Origin of the sequence: Micromonospora sp. S-DT3-3-22 (assembly GCF_015354745.1) — a bacterium.
GTDB lineage: Bacteria > Actinomycetota > Actinomycetes > Mycobacteriales > Micromonosporaceae > Micromonospora > Micromonospora wenchangensis.
This window is the reverse complement of sequence record NZ_JACGMO010000089.1, coordinates 1-17082: the sequence shown is the minus strand read 5'-3', so window position 1 is coordinate 17082 and position 17082 is coordinate 1. Positions and strand designations below refer to the sequence as shown.

Sequence of the window (17082 nt, the reverse complement as noted above, 5' to 3'; positions counted from 1 at the left end):
GCGGCCCGGCGGAATGCCCGACATTCGTCATTCGTAATGGTCACTGTCCGCCACCAGGTCCGTGGCCGACTGACCTCAACGGGTGTTAAGTCGATACTCATTCCCGGCACATGGTTGACGGCCCGCATCCCGAGGGCAATCATGTTGTTCACCGGATTCCCGGCCCGCGCAAATGTCGGATCTGGTAGTTGTTCCGGCGTTTCGACGCGGTTGCCCGCGAGGCGGATGCCCCGTGCGCAATTTCCTGTCGAACCAGTCGGGAAAACTGCCGCAGGCAGTCAGGAGCACACCGGTGAACGGGAACGACGAAGATCCCGCGCCGACCCGGCCCCGGCCGGCGAAACACGGCGCTGAGCTGCATGAACAGCTTGCCCTGCGGGGCGGCCCGCCGGTCCGGCACACCCCCTGGCCCACCTATGACAAGGGCGCGGTGCACGTGTGCGCGGAGGATGAGGAAGCGGCGATGCGCGCTATCCGCAGCCACCTCTACTTCCGCTACGACCACCGTGCCGAGTCGGAAACGGAGTGCGGGCAGTTCGAGGCGGAACTGTGCCGCTATTTCGGCACCCGGCACGCCCTCGCCGTATCCAGTGGCACCGCCGCGCTCGCGCTGGCGATCATGGGTGCCGCCGTTCCGCCGGGCGCATTGGTGGCCTGCCCGGGATTCACTTTCGTGGCCACCCCGAGCGCCATTGTGCTGGCCGGTTGCCGACCATTCCTGGTCGAGGTGGACGACGACCTGCGGATGGACCTCGACGACCTGCGCCGCCGCTGGCGGCCGGAGATCAAGGCGATCCTCGTGGTGCACATGCGCGGCTTCGCCGCCGACGTCGCCGCGCTGGCCGCCTTCGCCGCCGAGATGGGCGTACCGCTGATCGAGGACGCGGTGCCCGCGCTCGGCGCCGAACTGCACGGCCGCAAGCTCGGCACGTTCGGGGTGGCCGGGGCGTTCAGCACCCAGTCCGACAAGGCGCTCAACTGCGGTGAGGGCGGCTTCCTGGTCACCGACGACAGCACCCTGTTCGGCCGGGCGGTGGCGCTGTCCGGGGCGTACGAGGGGCGGCTGCGGCGACACTTCCCCGACACCGAACCGCCCGTCGACGGGCTGGACCTGCCCCTGCTCAGCCTGCGGATGGACGAGATCCGGGCCGCCCTGCTGCGCGCCGAGCTGACCCGGCTGCCGCAGCGGCTGGCCCTGTTCCACCGCAACTACGCCCAGGTCAGCGGTGCGCTGGCCGACCTGCCGGGGATCGCGATCCGCAACCCGGTCGCGCCCGGGGCGTACCTCGGTGAGGCGTTCGTGTTCCGGGTGCCCGGCGGCGACGCCGGATGGTTCGCCCGCGCCCTGCGCGCCGAGGGCATCGACGCCCGCAACATCGGCGCGGACGACGACCTCAACGTGCGCGCCTTCTGGAACTGGCGGTTCATGTACGACGACCGCGACCCGGCGCGGGTGCGGGCCACCCTGCCGCGCACCGCCCGGCTGCTGGCCGAGACGGTCGACGTGCCGCTGTCGTCCAGCCTGACCCCCGACGACTGCGACCAGCTGATCCGTGCGGTCCGCAAGGTGGCCGCCGCCGCAGGGGCGCGCCCACCCGGCGACCCGGAACCGGCGGGCGGGGTGTCGCTGCCGGCGGCCGTCGGGGTGGAGTCGGTGCGGGCATGACCACCGCCCCGACCCGGGACCCGGCGGTCCCCCGGCTGGCGATGGTGGGCATCTTCGGTGGTCTGTTCGCCGGCTACCTGGGGCTCACCGCGGTCATCCCGGTGCTCCCGGCGTTCCTGCGCGACCGGCACGACGCCGGGGACTTCACCGTCGGCCTGGTGGTCACCGTGACGGCGGCGACCGCGCTGCTGGTCCGCCCGGTGGCCGGCGCGCTGGCCGACCGGTACGGCCACCGCACGGTGATGCTGACCGGGGCGCTGGTCGTCGCCGCCGGCGGACTGCTCTACCTGCTGCCGTTGAGCGTGCCCGCGCTGGTCGCGGTGCGGCTGCTGCTCGGGGCCGGTGAGGCCGCCCTGTTCACCGCCGGTGCGGTGTGGACGGTGGCCCTCGCCCCGCACCACCGGCGCGGCCAGCTCATCGGCCTGTACGGGGTGAGCATGTGGGGCGGCATCTCCGCCGGCACGTTCCTCGGCGCGACCCTGCAACAGGTTTCCTACCCGGCGGTGTGGGCGCTCAGCGCCGCCGCGCCGCTTCTCGCCGCCGGGCTGGTCGCCGTGGTGCCGACGCCGCCCCGGACCGCCCCGACGGGCGGTGGCGGTGGGTTGCTGCTGCGGCCGGCGCTGCTGCCCGGGATCGCCCTCACCTTCGGCGCGGCCGGTTACGCCGGGCTCGCCGCGTTCGTGGTGCTGCACCTCGACGCCCGCGACATCGGACACGGGGTGGTGGTGCTGAGCTGCTTCAGCGCCGTCTACGCCGGCACCCGGCTGGTCATCGGGCACCTGCCCGACCGGCTCGGCCCACGTCGGGTGGCGGCCTGGTGCGGGGTGGGCGAGGCGGTCGGGCTGGCCGTCGTCGCCGTCGCCCCCAACCTGGCGGTCGCCGTGGCCGGCAGCGTGATCATGGGGGTCGGCTTCTCGCTGCTGCACCCGTCGCTGGCGCTGATGGTGATGAACCGGACCGACCCGGCGCGGCAGGGCGCGGCGATCGGCGCGTACACCTCGTTCTGGGATCTGGGGCTCGCGGTGTGGGGGCCGGTCACCGGCCTGGTCGCCGCCGGCTTCGGCTACCCGGCGGTGTTCGCCGTCGGCGCGGCCTGCGCGCTGGTCGCGGCGGCCCTGGCGGTACGCATCGGCCGCCCCACCACACCCACGGAGGTACGCGCCGGATGAGCGACCCGTTGACCGTCCTGTGCATCACCGGCTGGTGCCGCAACGGCAGCACCATCATCGGCAACGTCCTCAACGAGGTGCCCGGTTTCTTCCACGTCGGTGAGCTGCACTTCCTGTGGAAGAACGCCACCGGTCGGGGGGTCAACGACCGGTGCGGCTGCGGCGAGCCGTTGACCGGCTGCCCGATCTGGTCGACGGTGCTGCCGATCGGCCGGCCCGAGGACACGTCCCCGGACGCGCACGCCACGGCGGTGATCCGGCGGCAGTGGTCCCGGGTACGTACCCGGCACACCTGGCGGGTGCTGCGGCGCGGCCTGTACGACGACGAGATCCGGGCGCACGCCGACCTGATGGGCCGGGTCTACCACGGCGTCGCCGAGCGGACCGGCGCGCGGGTGATCGTGGACACCACGAAGATCCCCGGCGAGGCCGCGCTGCTGGCGCACCTGCCCGGCATCCGGCCGTACTACGTGCACCTGGTCCGCGACCCCCGGGCGGTGGCGCACTCGTGGCGGGAGCCGAAGCAGTACGTCTACGCGATGTCCGCCGCCCGCAGCACCGGCTACTGGCACGGCTTCAACCTGGCCTCCGCCGCGATCACCCGCCGGCACCCGCAGCGGTCGATGTTCCTGCGCTACGAGCAGTTCACCGCCGACCCGGCCGGCACCGTCGACGCGCTGCTGCGGCTCTGCGCCGCCGACCCGGCCGGCAACCCGGTGCGCGACCGCACGGTGCACCTGCACACCAATCACACGGTCACCGGCAACCCGGACCGGTTCCGCACCGGGCCGACCCTGATCCGGGACTCCGACGACGGTTGGCGGCGCACCCTGTCCCCCGGCCGGCGGTGGGCCGCGACGGCGCTGGCCTGGCCGCTGTTCGGCCGCTACGGCTACCGCTCCCCCGGCCCCGCCCCGGCGGCGGTCGGCAGCACATCGGACAACGGGAGGTAACCGGCGTGGATCTCGGACTGAAGGGGCGGGTGGCCCTGGTCGCGGGGGGTTCCAGCGGCATCGGGTTGGCCTGCGCGAAGGAGTTCGCCGCCGAGGGCGCCCAGGTGGCGATCTGCGGACGCGACCCGCAGCGGCTGGCCGCCGCCGAACGGGAGGTGGCCCAGGTGGCCACCGGCCGGGTCAGCGCCACCAGTGTGGACCTCACCGACCCCGACGCGGCCCGCGACTGGGTCGACGCGGTCGCCGCCGACCTCGGCGGGGTGCACGTGCTGGTGGCGGGCGGTGGCAGCCCGCCGGTCGGCACCGCCGGCGGGTTCGCCGTCGACGACTACCGGGCCGCCGTGGACCGGGTGCTGCTGCCGGCGGTGGCGCTGGCCACGGCCGCGCTGCCACACCTGCGGGCCGCCGGCTGGGGGCGGCTGCTGTTCGTCGCCTCCGAGACCGCCTGCGTGCCGATCGGGCCGTTGGTGCTCTCCGGGGTGACCCGGGCGGCGCTGGTCCGTTTCGCCCAGGGCCTCGCCGTCGACGTCGGCCGCGACGGCATCACCGTCAACGTGCTCGCCCCGGGCGGGGTGCGGACCCCGCCGATGGAACGCGCCGCCGCCCGGCTCGCCACCGACGGCGACGTGGCGGCCCAACTGGCGGCGATGGGGCACCACAGCGCGGTGGGCCGGCTGGCCCGCCCGGACGAGGTGGCCGCGGTGGCCGCCTTCCTGGCCAGCGAGCGGGCGTCGTTCGTCACCGCCGGGGTGCACCTGATCGACGGCGGGGCCGCCGCGACCGGCCCGGACCTGCCCCACCTGACCGGGGTCGGCAGGGACACCTACGCCTGACCCCACCCACACCCCGCCCGCCCCGCGCACGAAGGAGTGCCGCATGTCCACGACCGGCCAGTTCACCGAACGGGACGTCTCCGAGTTCTTCGACCAGACCACCCAGACGTACCTCAGCTTCTGGGACAGCGAGGGGGTGCTGCACACCGGCTACTTCGCCGACGCCGACGACACCGACTACCCGGCGGCGGCCGACCGGACGTCCGACATCCTCGCCGCCGACGCCGGCATCGACGCGTCCTCGACGGTGCTGGACGTCGGCTGCGGCTGCGGCAACTTCCTGCTGCGGCTGGCGGAACACACCGGGTGCCGGGGCGAGGGGCTGGACCTGAGCATCGAGCGGGTCCGGTTCGCCCAGACCAGACTGGCCGAACGCGGCAGCGGTCTGCCGATCGCCTTCCAGCACGGCTCGGCCACCGCCATGCCGTACGCCGACGGCAGCTTCAGCCACGTGGTCAGCCAGGACGCACTGTTCCTGGTGCCGGACAAGGCACGCAGCCACGCGGAGATGTTCCGGGTGCTCACCCCGGGCGGGACGCTGGCCGTCACCGACTTCCTGCAACCCGTCGCCGAGGTCGGCGAGGCGGCCCGCCGGCACGTCTACGACCGGGTGCGGTGGAGCAGCGGCTACTCCCTCGACGGCTACCGGGAGGCGTTGACGGCGGCCGGGTTCGAGGTGACCGTCGCCCGCAGCCTCGACACGCACATCCGGCAGACGTACCGGGTGCTCGGGGAGACCGCCCGGCAGCGGGCCGCCATCAGCGACGACGAGGCGGCCCGACGGTGGATCCTCGGCTTCGCCGCCTCCTGCGACGAGATCCAGGCGGCGATCGACCGGGGCGAGTTCGGCTGGGGCATGTTCGTCGCCCGCAAGCCGGCCTGACCCGCACACCGAACCGACCACAGGGGGAAGTCATGCAGCGCACCGACACCGTCAAGCGGACGATCGCCGAGGTCGTCGCCGAACGCAGGACCCAGATGTCGCCCGGCGGGCTGTTCGTCGAGGCGTTCGCCAAGGACGGTTTCGACACCACCGTCGACTACGACGTCACCATCACCGACTCGCTGACCAGTTCCCGGCGCAAGCCCCGCTACCCGTCGCGGAACATGCTCAAGGTGGTGGACCTGTCCCGGGAGCCGCAGGAGTTCTACTGGCACGAGAGCCCGCCCCGCCCCGGCGACCCGGCCGTGGACGGCGCGGACCTGCGCCGGGAGGCCGCCAACCACTTCCACCGCTCCCCCATCCCGGAGCTGCTGACCACCCGGGCCTGGGTGCAGGTGCCCGACGAACTGTGGGCCGACCCGGTGGGCTTCGCCCAGTTCATCGACTACCGCCTGGTGGTGCGGCTGGCCACCGCCGAGAACCACACCATCCTGCGCGGCGAGGGCGGGCTGCTGAACATGCCGCAGCTCGGCCGGCTCACCGACCCCGCGCCGTTCGCGTCGACCATCCTGGCCGCCTGCAACGAGGTGGAGCAGATGGGCAGCACCGCCGACGGGCTGATCATCAACCCGGCCGACTACTACCGGCTGCTCGGCGAGGGCCACCTGATGCGCGACGTGGAGGACAACGGCGTGTTCATCGTCCGGACCCGGTTGGTGGACCCGGGCACCGCGATCGTCGGCGACTTCGGCCACGGCGCGGTGCTGTTCGACGCCGGCCGGTCGACGATCCGGTTCGCCGAGCCGCCGCCGGGCACCTTCGCCGAGCCGGGGCGGGCGCTCTGCGCCGAGATCTGGGAACGGGTCGTGGTCAACCTGCCCACCTGCTTCTTCGTCGTCACCCTGTAGCGGGGGCCGACATGGCGACGACGCCCGCGCCGGACGACGTGCCCGGACGGTCCGATCCCGACGTCCTGGTCGTCGGCGCGGGCGTGGCCGGGCTGTTCAGCGCCTGGTTCCTGCGCCGGGCCGGGCTGAGCGTGACCGTGGTGGACCGGGGCGAGGTCGGCGACCCGGCCGCCTGCTCGTCGGGCAACACCGGTTTCGTCGGCACCCAGGGGGCCGCCCCGCTGGCCGAGCCGGGGGTGCCGGCGAAGGGGCTGCGCTGGTTGCTCCACCCGGACAGCCCGTTCTTCGTCCGGCCCCGGCCCGACCGGGAGCTGCTGACCTGGCTGTGGCACTTCCGCCGGCACTGCACCGAACGGCAGGCCCGCGCCGGCTTCGAGGTGCTGCTCGACCTCAAGCAGCGCAGCCTGGCCATCCTGCGGGAGGTCTGCGCCCACGACGACCTCGCCGGCACCCTCACCGCCCGCGGCATGCTGCTGGCCTGCCGTACACCGGAGGGGTACGCGCAGGCGCGGGCGTCGGTGCCGGCGGCGGTGGCCCGGGGGGTGCCGCTGCGCACCGTGGACCGGGCGGAGCTGGCCCGGCTGCAACCGGGCGTCGAGTTCGCCGTCGCCGGGGCGCTGCTCAACGAGGAGGGCGCGGCGCTGCGCATCCCGGCGTTCCTGCTGGCCTTCGCCGGGCTGCTGCGCGCCGCCGGGGTGGAGATCCTCACCGACACCGAGGTACGCGGCTTCGACACCGTCGACCGCCGGGTCCGCGCGGTCCGCACCAGCCGGGGCGACCTGCGCCCCGGTGAGGTGGTGCTCGCCGCCGGGGTGTGGTCGGTGGCGTGCGCCCGGCAGTTGGGCGTCGGCCTGCTGCTGCAACCCGCCAAGGGGTACGCGGTGACCGTCGACGCCGGCCCGGCCACCCCGACCCTGCCGGTCCTGCTCAGTGAGGGGAAGGTGGCCGTCATGCCGTTGGGCGACCGGGTACGTCTCGCCGGGACGCTGGAGCTGACCGGCCTGGACACCGGCGTGTCCCCGCGTCGGGTGGACGGCATCCTGCGCACCGTGCGGTCGTACCTGCCGGGGTGCGACACCCGGGGCCGGGTGCAGGTGTGGAGCGGGCTGCGGCCGTGCACCCCGGACAGTCTGCCGCTGATCGGCCGGCTCGGGTCGTACCGCAACGTCAGCGTCGCGACCGGGCACGGGCACATCGGGATGGGGCTCGCCCCGGCCGGTGGGCGGCTGCTCGCCCAGCTCGTCACCGGGGCGACGCCGGACGTGCCACTGGCGACGTTCGCGGTGGACCGGCACCGGCGGGGGCACCGGTGAGCGCCCCGACGATCGGGGTGCTCTGCCTGCAGACCAGCTTCGACAAGATCCCCGGCCACATCCGCAACCCGGCGACGTTCGACTTCCCGGTGGTGTACCGGGTCGTCGAGGGGGCCACCCCGCAACGGCTGGTCCGCGAGGCCGACCCGACCCTGCTCACGCCGTTCGTCACGGCCGCCCGGGACCTGCAGGGCGCCGGGGTCGCCGCGATCACCGGGGCGTGCGGGTTCCTGGTGCTGTTCCAGGCGGAGCTGGCCGCCGCCGTGGACGTGCCGCTGCATTCGTCGAGCCTGCTCCAGCTGCCGATGGTGCACCGGATGCTCGGTCCGGGCCGGACGGTCGGGGTGTTGACCGCCGACGCGGCGGCGCTGACCCGCCGGCACCTGGCCGCGGTCGGCGCGCAGGACGTGCCGATCCGGGTGGCCGGGATGGCCGACGCGCCGGAGTTCCGCGAGGTGATGCTGGAGGGTCGGCGCGACGCCCTCGACGTCGACCGGTTGGCGGCCGAGGTGGTGCAGCGGGCGGACGCTCTGGCCGGCCCGGACCTGGGGGCGGTGGTCATCGAGTGCACCGACCTGGTGCCGTTCGCGCACCTGATCCAGGCCAGGCTCGGGGTGCCGGTCTACGACATCGTCACCCTGACCACGATGGTGCACGCCGGCCTGGCCCGGCACCCGTACGCCGACCGCCGGTAGGTCGCGTTCCCCGTTCCGCCGGTCGGCCGGGTCCACCACGGACCCGGCCGACCGGCGGTTTTTTGTGGCTCCCCGCAGGTAGCCCGGCGCGCGGCGGTCACGCGGGCCGGGGCCGACGTCCGGGCCGATCCGCAGGTGATGCGGTATTCACGATTTCAAACTCCGCCATTGTCACGAGTTTCCGGCCGGAATCTCACCGTCGGTCGATGACGCATCGCACTGTGCGCGACGGCCCGCCGATCGCAGGATTGACATCAACCGATCAGGGGATGGGAGGCAGCCGAGATGGACGACAGATACGACGCGTACTGCGCGGTCGACCCGCTCTTCTACGACTCGTTGTCCAGCGCGAGCGCCACCGCCACCGGCATCGGCTACGCCGCGGACCGCCCGCAGCCCGAGGGCTGGGAGTGCGAGGTCAAGGACGACTGGCTGATCCACGCCCCGGTCGGCGGCACCCTGCCCGCCCAGGGCTGGAAGATCCACGTCTCGGCCCGGCTCGACAACGCCGAGCGGGTGCTGACCCAGGTGATGGACTACTGCGAGCCGCGCGGCATCCCGTTCAAGCACCTGCGTGGCCCCCGGATGCTGCTGATGCGCAACAGCAAGTACGCCCGCCGGGGCGGCAGCGGCAAGTTCGTCACCGTCTACCCGCGTGACGACGCCGAGCTGGAGCTGACCGCCAAGGAACTGGCGGCGCTGCTCGACGGCGAGCGGGGCCCCTACATCCTCAGCGACCTGCGCTACGGCGACGGCCCGGTCTACCTGCGCTACGGCGGTTTCGCCGCCCGCTACTGCCTGTCCGCCGAGGGTCAGGTGGTGCCGGCCATCGCCGACGCCACCGGCACCCTGGTGCCCGACCGCCGCGACCCGGTGTTCCACCTGCCCGACTGGGTGACCCTGCCCGACTTCCTCGCCCCGCACCTGGCCGCCCGCAACGCCGCCAGCACCACCGACCTGCCCTACCGGATCGAGAAGGTCATCCACTTCTCTAACGGCGGCGGCCTGTACGAGGCCCGGGACACCCGGACCGACACCCGGGTGGTGTTGAAGGAGGCCCGCCCGTACGCCGGCCTCGACGCCACCGGGGCGGACGCGGTGACCCGGCTGCGCCGGGAGGCCACCGTGCTGCGGCAGCTCGCCGACGTCCCGCACCTGGTGCGGGTGCACGACGAGTTCAGCTTCGGCGGGCACGAGTTCCTGGCCCTGGAGTTCGTCGAGGGCCGCCCGCTCAACCAGGTGGTGGTGCAGCGCTACCCGCTGGTGCACCCGGACGCCGACCGCGCCGACTACACCCGCTGGGCGTTGGACGTACACCGGCAGGTCGCCGAGGCGGTCGAGGCCATCCACGCGCACGGCCTCGTCTACGGCGACCTGCACATGTTCAACATCATGGTCGGCGACGACGGCGCGGTCACCCTGATCGACTTCGAGGTCGCCGCGCCGGCCGCCGAGGCGAGCCGCCCGGCGCTGCGCAACCAGGCGTTCGCCGCGCCCCGCGACCGGGTCGGCCCCGACGTCGACCGGTACGCCCTGGCCTGCCTGCGGCTGGCCCTGTTCCTGCCGCTGACCGCGATGCTGCGGCTGGCCCCGGAGAAGGCGGCGCACCTGGCCGACGTGGTGGCCGAGCACTTCCCGGTCGACCGGGCGGTGCTCGACGAGACCGTCGCGGTGATCGTCGGCGACCCGCCGGCCACCGGCACGGCGACCCCGACGGCACCTGCGGCGGCGAGCCGGCCGGACCCGGACGTGGTACGGGTCGACCCGGACGACTGGCCCGGCCTGCGCGACCGGCTGGTCCGGGCGATCACCGCCAGCGCCACGCCGCACCGCGACGACCGGCTCTTCCCGGGCGACATCCGGCAGTTCAGCGGCAACGACGGCGGGCTGAACCTCGCCCACGGCGCGGCCGGGGTGCTCTGGGCGCTGCACGCCACCGGCGCCCCCGTCGACCCCGACCACGTCCGCTGGCTGATCGACCGGGTCCGGGAACCCGCCTCCGGCAGCCGGCTCGGCTTCTTCGACGGGCTGCACGGGGTGGCGTACGTGCTGGACCTGCTCGGCCACCGCGACGAGGCCCGCCGGCTGCTGGACCGTTGCCTCGACGAACCGTGGACCGAACTCGGCAACGACCTGGTGGGCGGCCTGCCCGGCATCGCGCTGAACCTGACCCACTTCGCCACGCTGACCGGCGAGGACCGCTACGAGACCGCCGCCCGACGGGCCGTCGACCTGGTCGTCGACCGGCTCGGTGACGTCGACTCGGTGGCCGAGGTCAGCGGCGGCCGGTACCCGTACGCCGGGCTGATGCGCGGCGGCGCCGGGGCGGCCCTGATGCTGCTGCACCGGCACGAACGGGAACCCGACGCGCGGCTGCTCGACCACGCCGGGACGGCGCTGCGGCAGGACCTGCGCCGGTGCGTGCGCCGCGACGACGGGCACCTGGAGGTCAACGAGGGCTGGCGGACCATGCCGTACCTCGCGGAGGGCAGCGTCGGGGTGGGCCTGGTGCTCGACCGGTACCTGCGCCACCGGCCCGACGACACCCTGCGCGAGCAGGCCGACGCGATCCGTCGCTGCGCCGACTTCCCGTTCTACGCCCAGTCCGGGCTGTTCGCCGGACGCGCCGGCATCGTGGCCTACCTGGCCGGCCGGGGCGAGTACGACGTGGCCCGCACCCAGGCCCGCCTGCTGGGTTGGCACGCCCTGCCGTACGCCGGGGGCACCGCCTTCCCCGGCGACCAGCTGCTGCGGCTCTCCATGGACCTGGCCACCGGCACCGCCGGCGTGCTGGCCGCCGTGGCCGCCAGCCGACCCACCGACCCGGTCCGGTTGCCGCTGTTGGCGCCGACCGGTGACCCCACCCCGGCCGACTGACGGCCCACCCGCTCCCCGGGGGTCACCCCGGGGCAATCCGACCCGACGACTGTGGAAAGGAGGAAAGACATGGCCCTGCTCGACCTCCAGGGGATGGAGCTGCCGGCCGCCGAGCGCACCGGCGGTGGCAGCCGGGCGAGTCTGCTGCTCTGCGGCGACAGCTCGCTGAGCGTCACCACCTGCAACTGAACCGACGGTCGTCGACCCGACGACCCGACCGAGTTCACACCAGGCACACATCCGTACCGCACACCGACAGAAAGAGGTAAGACCATGGCTCTGCTCGACCTCCAGGCGATGGAACTGCCGGCCACCGAGCGCACCGGCGGCGGCAGCCAGGCCAGCCTCCTGCTCTGCGGCGACAGCTCGCTGAGCGTCACCACCTGCAACTGATCGACCGGTATCGCATGGCCCCGGACCGGCACCTGCCGGTCCGGGGCCGCGCGGCGTGGGAGGGGACGCCATGACACCGACCGACCGGCTCCTGCTGCGGGCCGTCCGCGCGGCCGGCTGGTGGACCCCGACGCTGGCCGTGGTCACCGTGGCCGGCACGGCCGCCGAGCTGGCCCTGCCGGCCGTGCTGGGCCGGGCCGTCGACGCCGCCGTCGGCACCGCGCCGAAGGACTCCCCGGACCGCTGGCTGGCCGCCGTCGTCGGGCTGATCGCCCTGCTGGTCGTCGTCGGCGTCGTGCGGGACTACGGCACCGGCGCGGCCACCGCCCGGTCGGTGGCCCACCTGCGGCACACCCTGGTCCGGCACCTGTTCGCCCTCGCCCCGCAGGCCGCCACCCGCCGCCCGGTGGGTGACCTCGCCGGCCGGGTGGTGGGTCAGGTCGCCGACGCCGGTCAGGCCGCCCCGACGCTGGTCACGGCCGCCACCGTGGCGCTGCCGCCGGTCGGCAGCCTGGTGGCGCTCACCCTGATCGACCCGTGGCTCGGCGTCACCTTCGTGACGGGGCTGCTCCTGCTCGGCCTGCTGCTGCGCGGTTTCGTCGCCGACGCCTCCGCCGCCGTCGCCGGCTACCAGCAGGCCCAGGGCGACCTCGCCGGACGGCTGGTGGAGGCGTTGGCCGGGGCGCGCACCATCGCCGCCGCCGGCACCGGCGAGCGGGAGGTCGACCGGGTGCTGACCCCCCTGGCCGCGCTGCACCGGCACGGGGCACGGACCTGGACGGTGCTCGCCGGCGCGGCCACCCGGGGCGCGGTGCTCAACCCGCTGCTCCAGGTCGCGATCGTCGCCGTCGGTGGGTTGTCGCTGACCGCCGGCCGGTTGACCCCCGGGGAACTGCTGGCCGCCATCCAGTACGCCGCCCTCGGCGCGGGCCTCGGCACGGTGGTCGCCGCCCTCAACACCGCCGTCCGGGTACGCGCCGGCTGCCGCCGGGCCGCCGACGTGCTCGCCGAACCCGCCCGGCCGTACGGCGTCCGGCCCCTGCCGTCCGGGCCGGGCACCCTGGAACTGCGCGGCGTCACCGTCCGCGACGCCGACGGCCGGGCCCTGCTCGACCGGGTCGACCTGCGGGTGCCCGGCGGCACGCTACTGGTCGTCGTCGGCGCCTCCGGCGCGGGCAAGTCCCTGCTCGCCGCCGTCGCCGGCCGGCTGCGCGACCCGGACGACGGGGTGGTGCTCCTGGACGGAGTGCCGCTGCCGGAGCTGACCCCGGCCGCACTGCACGCCGCGATCGGCTACGGCTTCGAACGTCCGGTGCTGGTCGGCGACACGGTCGGTGCCGCCGTCGGTGCCGGTGCGGACCCGGTGCCGCTGGCCCGCGCCGCCGCCATCCACGACTTCGTCGAACGGCTGCCCGACCGGTACGCCACCCCGCTGGCCGAGGTCGCCATGTCCGGCGGTGAACGGCAACGGCTCGGGCTGGCCCGCGCGTTGCGCGCCGGACGGCTGCTGATCCTCGACGACGCCACGTCCAGCCTGGACACCGCCACCGAGTACCAGGTGACCCGGGCGCTGACCGGGCCGGGCGACCGGCGTACCCGGGTGGTGGTCAGTCACCGCCTCGGCATGGCCGCCCGCGCGGACCTGGTCGCGTGGGTGGCCGACGGGCGGGTCCGTGCCGTCGGCCCGCACGGGACGCTCTGGGCCGACCCCGACTACCGGGAGGTGTTCCGGTCATGACCACGGTCGTCGGCGTGACCCGGGCCGCGCTGCGGGACCGGCGGGCGCAGCTGTGGCGGTTGGCCGGCTGGTCGGCCGCCGAGGTGCTGCCGGCCGCCCTGTCCGGGCTGTTCACCGCGCGGGCCGTGGACAGCGGCTTCCTGGCCGGCCGGCCCGGCGTCGGCCTGGCCTGGCTGGCCCTGCTGGGATTGGCGGTGCTGGTCGGCGCGGCCGGCACCAACCGGTCGTACGCGCTGCTCGGCGCGGTGGTGGAGCCGTTCCGCGACGACCTGCTGCGCCGGGTGGTCCGCGGCGCGGTTTCCGGCGCGGCCGGCGGCCGGGCCGACGACGCGGCGGTGTCCCGGCTCACCCACCAGGTGGAACTGGTCCGGGACACCTACGCCGGCCTGCTGATGGTGGTGCGTGGCTTCCTCTTCGCCCTCGGCGCCGCGGTGCTCGGCCTGTTCTCACTGGCCGCCCCGGTGGCCCTGGTGGTGGCGGTGCCGGTGCTGGCCGGTCTCGGCCTGTTCGCCGTGGCGCTGCCGGTGATGGTGGCCCGGCAGCGGGAGTACGTGCTGGCCGACGAACAACTCGGCCGGGCCGTGGTGACCGCGGTGACCGGCCACCGCGACGTCTCCGCCAGCGGTGCCCGCGACCAGGTCACCGGGTGGGTCGGCGGGTCCGTCGACGCGCAGGCCCGGGTGGAGCGCCGACTGGCCACCATGGCGGCGACCCGCAGTCTGAGCCTGGCGCTGGGTGGCTGGCTGCCGGTGCCGGCGCTGCTGCTGGCCGCGCCGTGGCTGGTCCGTCAAGGGCTGGGGCCGGGCGCGCTGCTCGGCGCGCTCGTCTACGTCACGCGGGGGGTGCAGCCGGCCCTGCACAGCCTGGTGCAGGGCGTCGCCGCCGGTGGTCTCCGGTTCGCCGTCACCCTGGACCGGCTGCTGCGGACCGCCGCGCCGGCCGACGCCGACCCGGCCGGGTCGCTGCCCCGCCCCACGCCGCAGCGCACCGGGGCGGCGTTGTCGCTGCGCGGGGTGACCTTCCGGTACGGCCCACACGCCGACCCGGTGCTCGACGACCTCGACCTCGACGTGCCCGTCGGGGACCACCTGGTGATCGTCGGGGCCAGCGGGATCGGCAAGTCGACCCTGGCGGGGCTGATCGCCGGGGTGCTGCACCCCCAGTCGGGCACCGTCCATGTCGGAGGGTTGCCGGTGACCGGGGCCACGCCGGGCGAACTGGCCGAGCGGCGGGTGCTCATCCCGCAGGAGGCGTACGTCTTCACCGGCTCGCTCCGCGACAACCTCGGCTACCTGGCCCCCGGCGTGCCGGACGACGTGGTGGACCGGGCAGCGGCCCGGCTGGGGCTGACCGGGCTGCTGACCCGGCTCGGCGGGCACGACGCGCTGCTGCGCCCGGCGGACCTGTCAGCCGGGGAACGGCAGCAGGTGGCGTTGCTGCGGGCCTGGCTCTCCCCCGCCCCGCTGACCATCCTCGACGAGGCGACCTGTCACCTGGACCCGGCCACCGAGGCCCGGCTGGAGACGGCTTTCGCCGCCCGGCCCGGCACCCTGGTGGTGATCGCCCACCGGGTCAGTTCGGCGCGGCGGGCGCGGCGGGTCCTGCTGCTCGACGGGCGGACCGCGCTGCTGGACACCCACCAGGGGCTGCTGGGGCGCTCACCGGCCTACCGGGCCCTGGTCGGCTACGGCGAGACGGAGCCGTCGGACACCGCCACCTTCTGGACGGCGTCGGACGGGACATCGGCGGCGGCCCGCACCTAGGTGTCACGGGCCGCGCGGGTTGGGTCCGGAACCCACCCCGGGGGTACGTCCCGGAGGCGGTGCCGGGGGTCGGGGTCGGGTGGGTGCCGGTCACAGCCAGCCGGACTCACGGGCGATCCGTACCGCCTCCCAGCGGGTCCGCGCGCCGGTCTTCGCCATGATCCGCGACAGATGGTTGCGTACCGTGCCGGCCGACAGCATCAGTCGTTCGGCGATCTCCTGGACCGGATGCCCCTCGGCGACCACGTCGAGCACCTCCCGCTCCCGGTTGGTCAACGGGCTGTCGGCGACCTCGAGGGCGGCGACCACCAGGTCGGGGTCGAGCACGACCCGTCCCTCGGCGAGCTGCCGTACCCCGTCGACGATCCGGCCGGGTGGCACGTCACGGCTGAGGAAGCCGATCCGGTGGCCGTGCTCGGCGAGCACCGGCCCGAGCCGACCGGCCCGTCGCTGTTCGACGAGGACCAGCAGGGAACCCACGGGTGCGGTCATCGGCTCCGTCGGCGGGCGGGGGGCCGGGGCGGTGGTCGTGGCGGTGGACTCGTAGCCGGCAGCCGGGCTGGTCTCGACGACGGATTCCGCGACGCCCAGAGTCGCCAGCCGGACCAGTTCCGTCACGGTCAACATGTCGAACTCGACCACGGCCACGTCGGGGCGTTCGGCCCGGACCGCCGCCCGCAGGTGGTGCGGGCTGTCCACCTCGCCGACGATTTCGATGTCGTGTTCGGCGGCGAGCAGTTGGGCGAGTGCGCCCCGGAGCAGCCCGCCCTGGAGGGCAAGCAATGTGCGAACCATAAGCGACTCCCGAGATCATGCCCGTGTTGACGAAATGTGTGCGGTCGATGACGCACGGTTCGGAATCTTATTGAATCCGTAACTGGTCCGACACCCCTTCTCACGGGTAGTCAGATCCAGCCCGCGTCCCGGGCCCGCTGGACCGCTTCCCACCGGTTACGGGCCCCGGTCTTGCGGAGCACGGCGGACAGGTGGTTGCGGACGGTGCCGGGTGCCAGGTGCAGCTGGCCGGCGATCTCCTTGGTGGACATGCCCCGCGCGGCGGCGGCGGTCACCTCACGCTCCCGCTCGTTGAGGGGGTTGACGGCGGCGTCCAGCGCGGCCAGTGCGGTCACCGGGTCGATCATCCGCCGCCCCCCGGCGACCAGACGAAGCTGGTCCAGGAGTTCCTGGGGCGGGACGTCCTTGGCGATGATCCCCCGGGCCCGGGCCCCGAGGGCCCGGCGCAGCACCCGGGCGGTCCGCCGGGAGGTCAGCACCACCACCGCGCACTCCGGCAGCCGGGCGTGCCAGCGTCCGGCGAGCACGGCGGGGTCCTCGATTGCGTCGAGGTCGACCAGGACGACGTGGGGACGCCGGGTGACGACACCGTCCGTCAGATGGTGGTCGGGGTCGCTCTCCCCGGCCAGCTCGAACCCGGGAGCGGCGGCCAGGATCGCCGCGAGGGCGGTACGCAACAGTCCCGGGGGCCCCACCACCACGACACGGATCGTCGGATTATCGTTTTCTGCCGCCCGGCCCGGACCCGACGATGACTGTTTCCCGCTCGCCAGTTCGTCCATCCGTCATATTTTCCCAAAGCAAGGCCGAAGCAGTCCTGACTGTCGGAATGACGACCGGTTTCCGGCCAGCGGGAAAATGGTCGAAATGCATCAGCCGACGGCAGGAGCGAATCGGGACCTGCCGGACGTCCGGCAGGTCCCGATTCGACGGGTATAGCAGTTGAGGCCGACCCCCTTAGGGGGTCGGCCTCGACTGGAAAGGTTGTCCGGCGGTGTCCTACTCTCCCACACCCTCCCGAGTGCAGTACCATCGGCGCTGGAGGGCTTAGCTTCCGGGTTCGGAATGTGACCGGGCGTTTCCCCTCCGCCATGAC

Annotated in this window: 15 protein-coding genes and 1 rRNA gene; 13 read left to right on the top strand and 3 right to left on the bottom strand. The window is 74.2% G+C overall.

Translation table 11 applies throughout. From position 1 onward, the window contains the following. Positions 1–292 precede the first annotated feature (292 nt). The 13 genes from H1A17_RS23265 to H1A17_RS23205 all read left to right on the top strand — a co-directional run bounded on the left by H1A17_RS23265 (position 293) and on the right by H1A17_RS23205 (position 15191). Positions 293–1666 carry an aminotransferase class I/II-fold pyridoxal phosphate-dependent enzyme gene (locus H1A17_RS23265; protein ID WP_194822889.1) on the top strand — a complete coding sequence of 458 codons (1374 nt, stop codon included), beginning with the start codon at positions 293–295 and terminating at the stop codon, positions 1664–1666. Further along, complete coding sequence (locus H1A17_RS23260; protein ID WP_194822888.1) at positions 1663–2835, top strand: MFS transporter; 1173 nt, start codon at positions 1663–1665, stop codon at positions 2833–2835. The genes H1A17_RS23265 and H1A17_RS23260 overlap by 4 nt, the downstream gene beginning before the upstream one ends. Further along, positions 2832–3788 (top strand): sulfotransferase, encoded by a 957-nt coding sequence (locus H1A17_RS23255; protein ID WP_194822887.1) that lies wholly within the window; start codon positions 2832–2834, stop codon positions 3786–3788. Before H1A17_RS23260 ends, H1A17_RS23255 begins: the two co-directional genes overlap by 4 nt. Positions 3789–3793: 5 nt before the next feature. Further along, positions 3794–4621 carry an SDR family NAD(P)-dependent oxidoreductase gene (locus H1A17_RS23250; RefSeq protein WP_145919917.1) on the top strand — a complete coding sequence of 276 codons (828 nt, stop codon included), beginning with the start codon at positions 3794–3796 and terminating at the stop codon, positions 4619–4621. Between the two features lie 43 nt (positions 4622–4664). Continuing rightward, complete coding sequence (locus H1A17_RS23245) at positions 4665–5504, top strand: class I SAM-dependent methyltransferase (RefSeq protein WP_145919916.1); 840 nt, start codon at positions 4665–4667, stop codon at positions 5502–5504. Positions 5505–5536: 32 nt separating this feature from the next. After that, on the top strand, positions 5537–6412 hold the full coding sequence (locus H1A17_RS23240) for a family 3 encapsulin nanocompartment shell protein (RefSeq protein WP_145919915.1): 876 nt from the start codon (positions 5537–5539) through the stop codon (positions 6410–6412). A gap of 11 nt (positions 6413–6423) precedes the next feature. Then, positions 6424–7725 (top strand): FAD-binding oxidoreductase, encoded by a 1302-nt coding sequence (locus H1A17_RS23235; RefSeq protein ID WP_194822886.1) that lies wholly within the window; start codon positions 6424–6426, stop codon positions 7723–7725. Next, on the top strand, positions 7722–8420 hold the full coding sequence (locus H1A17_RS23230; RefSeq protein WP_145919913.1) for an aspartate/glutamate racemase family protein: 699 nt from the start codon (positions 7722–7724) through the stop codon (positions 8418–8420). The genes H1A17_RS23235 and H1A17_RS23230 overlap by 4 nt, the downstream gene beginning before the upstream one ends. 285 nt (positions 8421–8705) lie before the next feature. Then, complete coding sequence (lanKC, locus tag H1A17_RS23225; protein ID WP_194822885.1) at positions 8706–11297, top strand: class III lanthionine synthetase LanKC; 2592 nt, start codon at positions 8706–8708, stop codon at positions 11295–11297. Positions 11298–11366: 69 nt separating this feature from the next. Continuing rightward, positions 11367–11486, top strand: a complete 120-nt coding sequence (locus H1A17_RS23220; protein ID WP_088647629.1) for a SapB/AmfS family lanthipeptide — start codon at positions 11367–11369, stop codon at positions 11484–11486. A gap of 84 nt (positions 11487–11570) precedes the next feature. Beyond that, on the top strand, positions 11571–11690 hold the full coding sequence (locus tag H1A17_RS23215) for a SapB/AmfS family lanthipeptide (RefSeq protein ID WP_067312693.1): 120 nt from the start codon (positions 11571–11573) through the stop codon (positions 11688–11690). A gap of 70 nt (positions 11691–11760) precedes the next feature. Beyond that, positions 11761–13428: an ABC transporter ATP-binding protein gene (locus H1A17_RS23210; RefSeq protein ID WP_194822884.1), complete on the top strand. Its 1668-nt coding sequence runs from the start codon at positions 11761–11763 to the stop codon at positions 13426–13428. Then, positions 13425–15191, top strand: a complete 1767-nt coding sequence (locus H1A17_RS23205) for an ABC transporter ATP-binding protein (protein WP_145919910.1) — start codon at positions 13425–13427, stop codon at positions 15189–15191. Before H1A17_RS23210 ends, H1A17_RS23205 begins: the two co-directional genes overlap by 4 nt. Before the next feature lie 90 nt (positions 15192–15281). Here H1A17_RS23205 and H1A17_RS23200 read toward each other — a convergent pair whose 3' ends face one another. The 3 genes from H1A17_RS23200 to rrf form a co-directional block, all read right to left on the bottom strand. Further along, entirely contained in the window at positions 15282–15986 is a 705-nt protein-coding gene (locus H1A17_RS23200; protein WP_228544087.1) for a response regulator transcription factor, read from the bottom strand. 110 nt (positions 15987–16096) lie between these two features. Then, positions 16097–16687, bottom strand: a complete 591-nt coding sequence (locus H1A17_RS35650) for a response regulator transcription factor (protein WP_168222495.1) — start codon at positions 16685–16687, stop codon at positions 16097–16099. A gap of 285 nt (positions 16688–16972) precedes the next feature. Continuing rightward, positions 16973–17082: ribosomal RNA gene (gene rrf / locus H1A17_RS23190) — 5S ribosomal RNA — on the bottom strand; the annotation flags it as partial.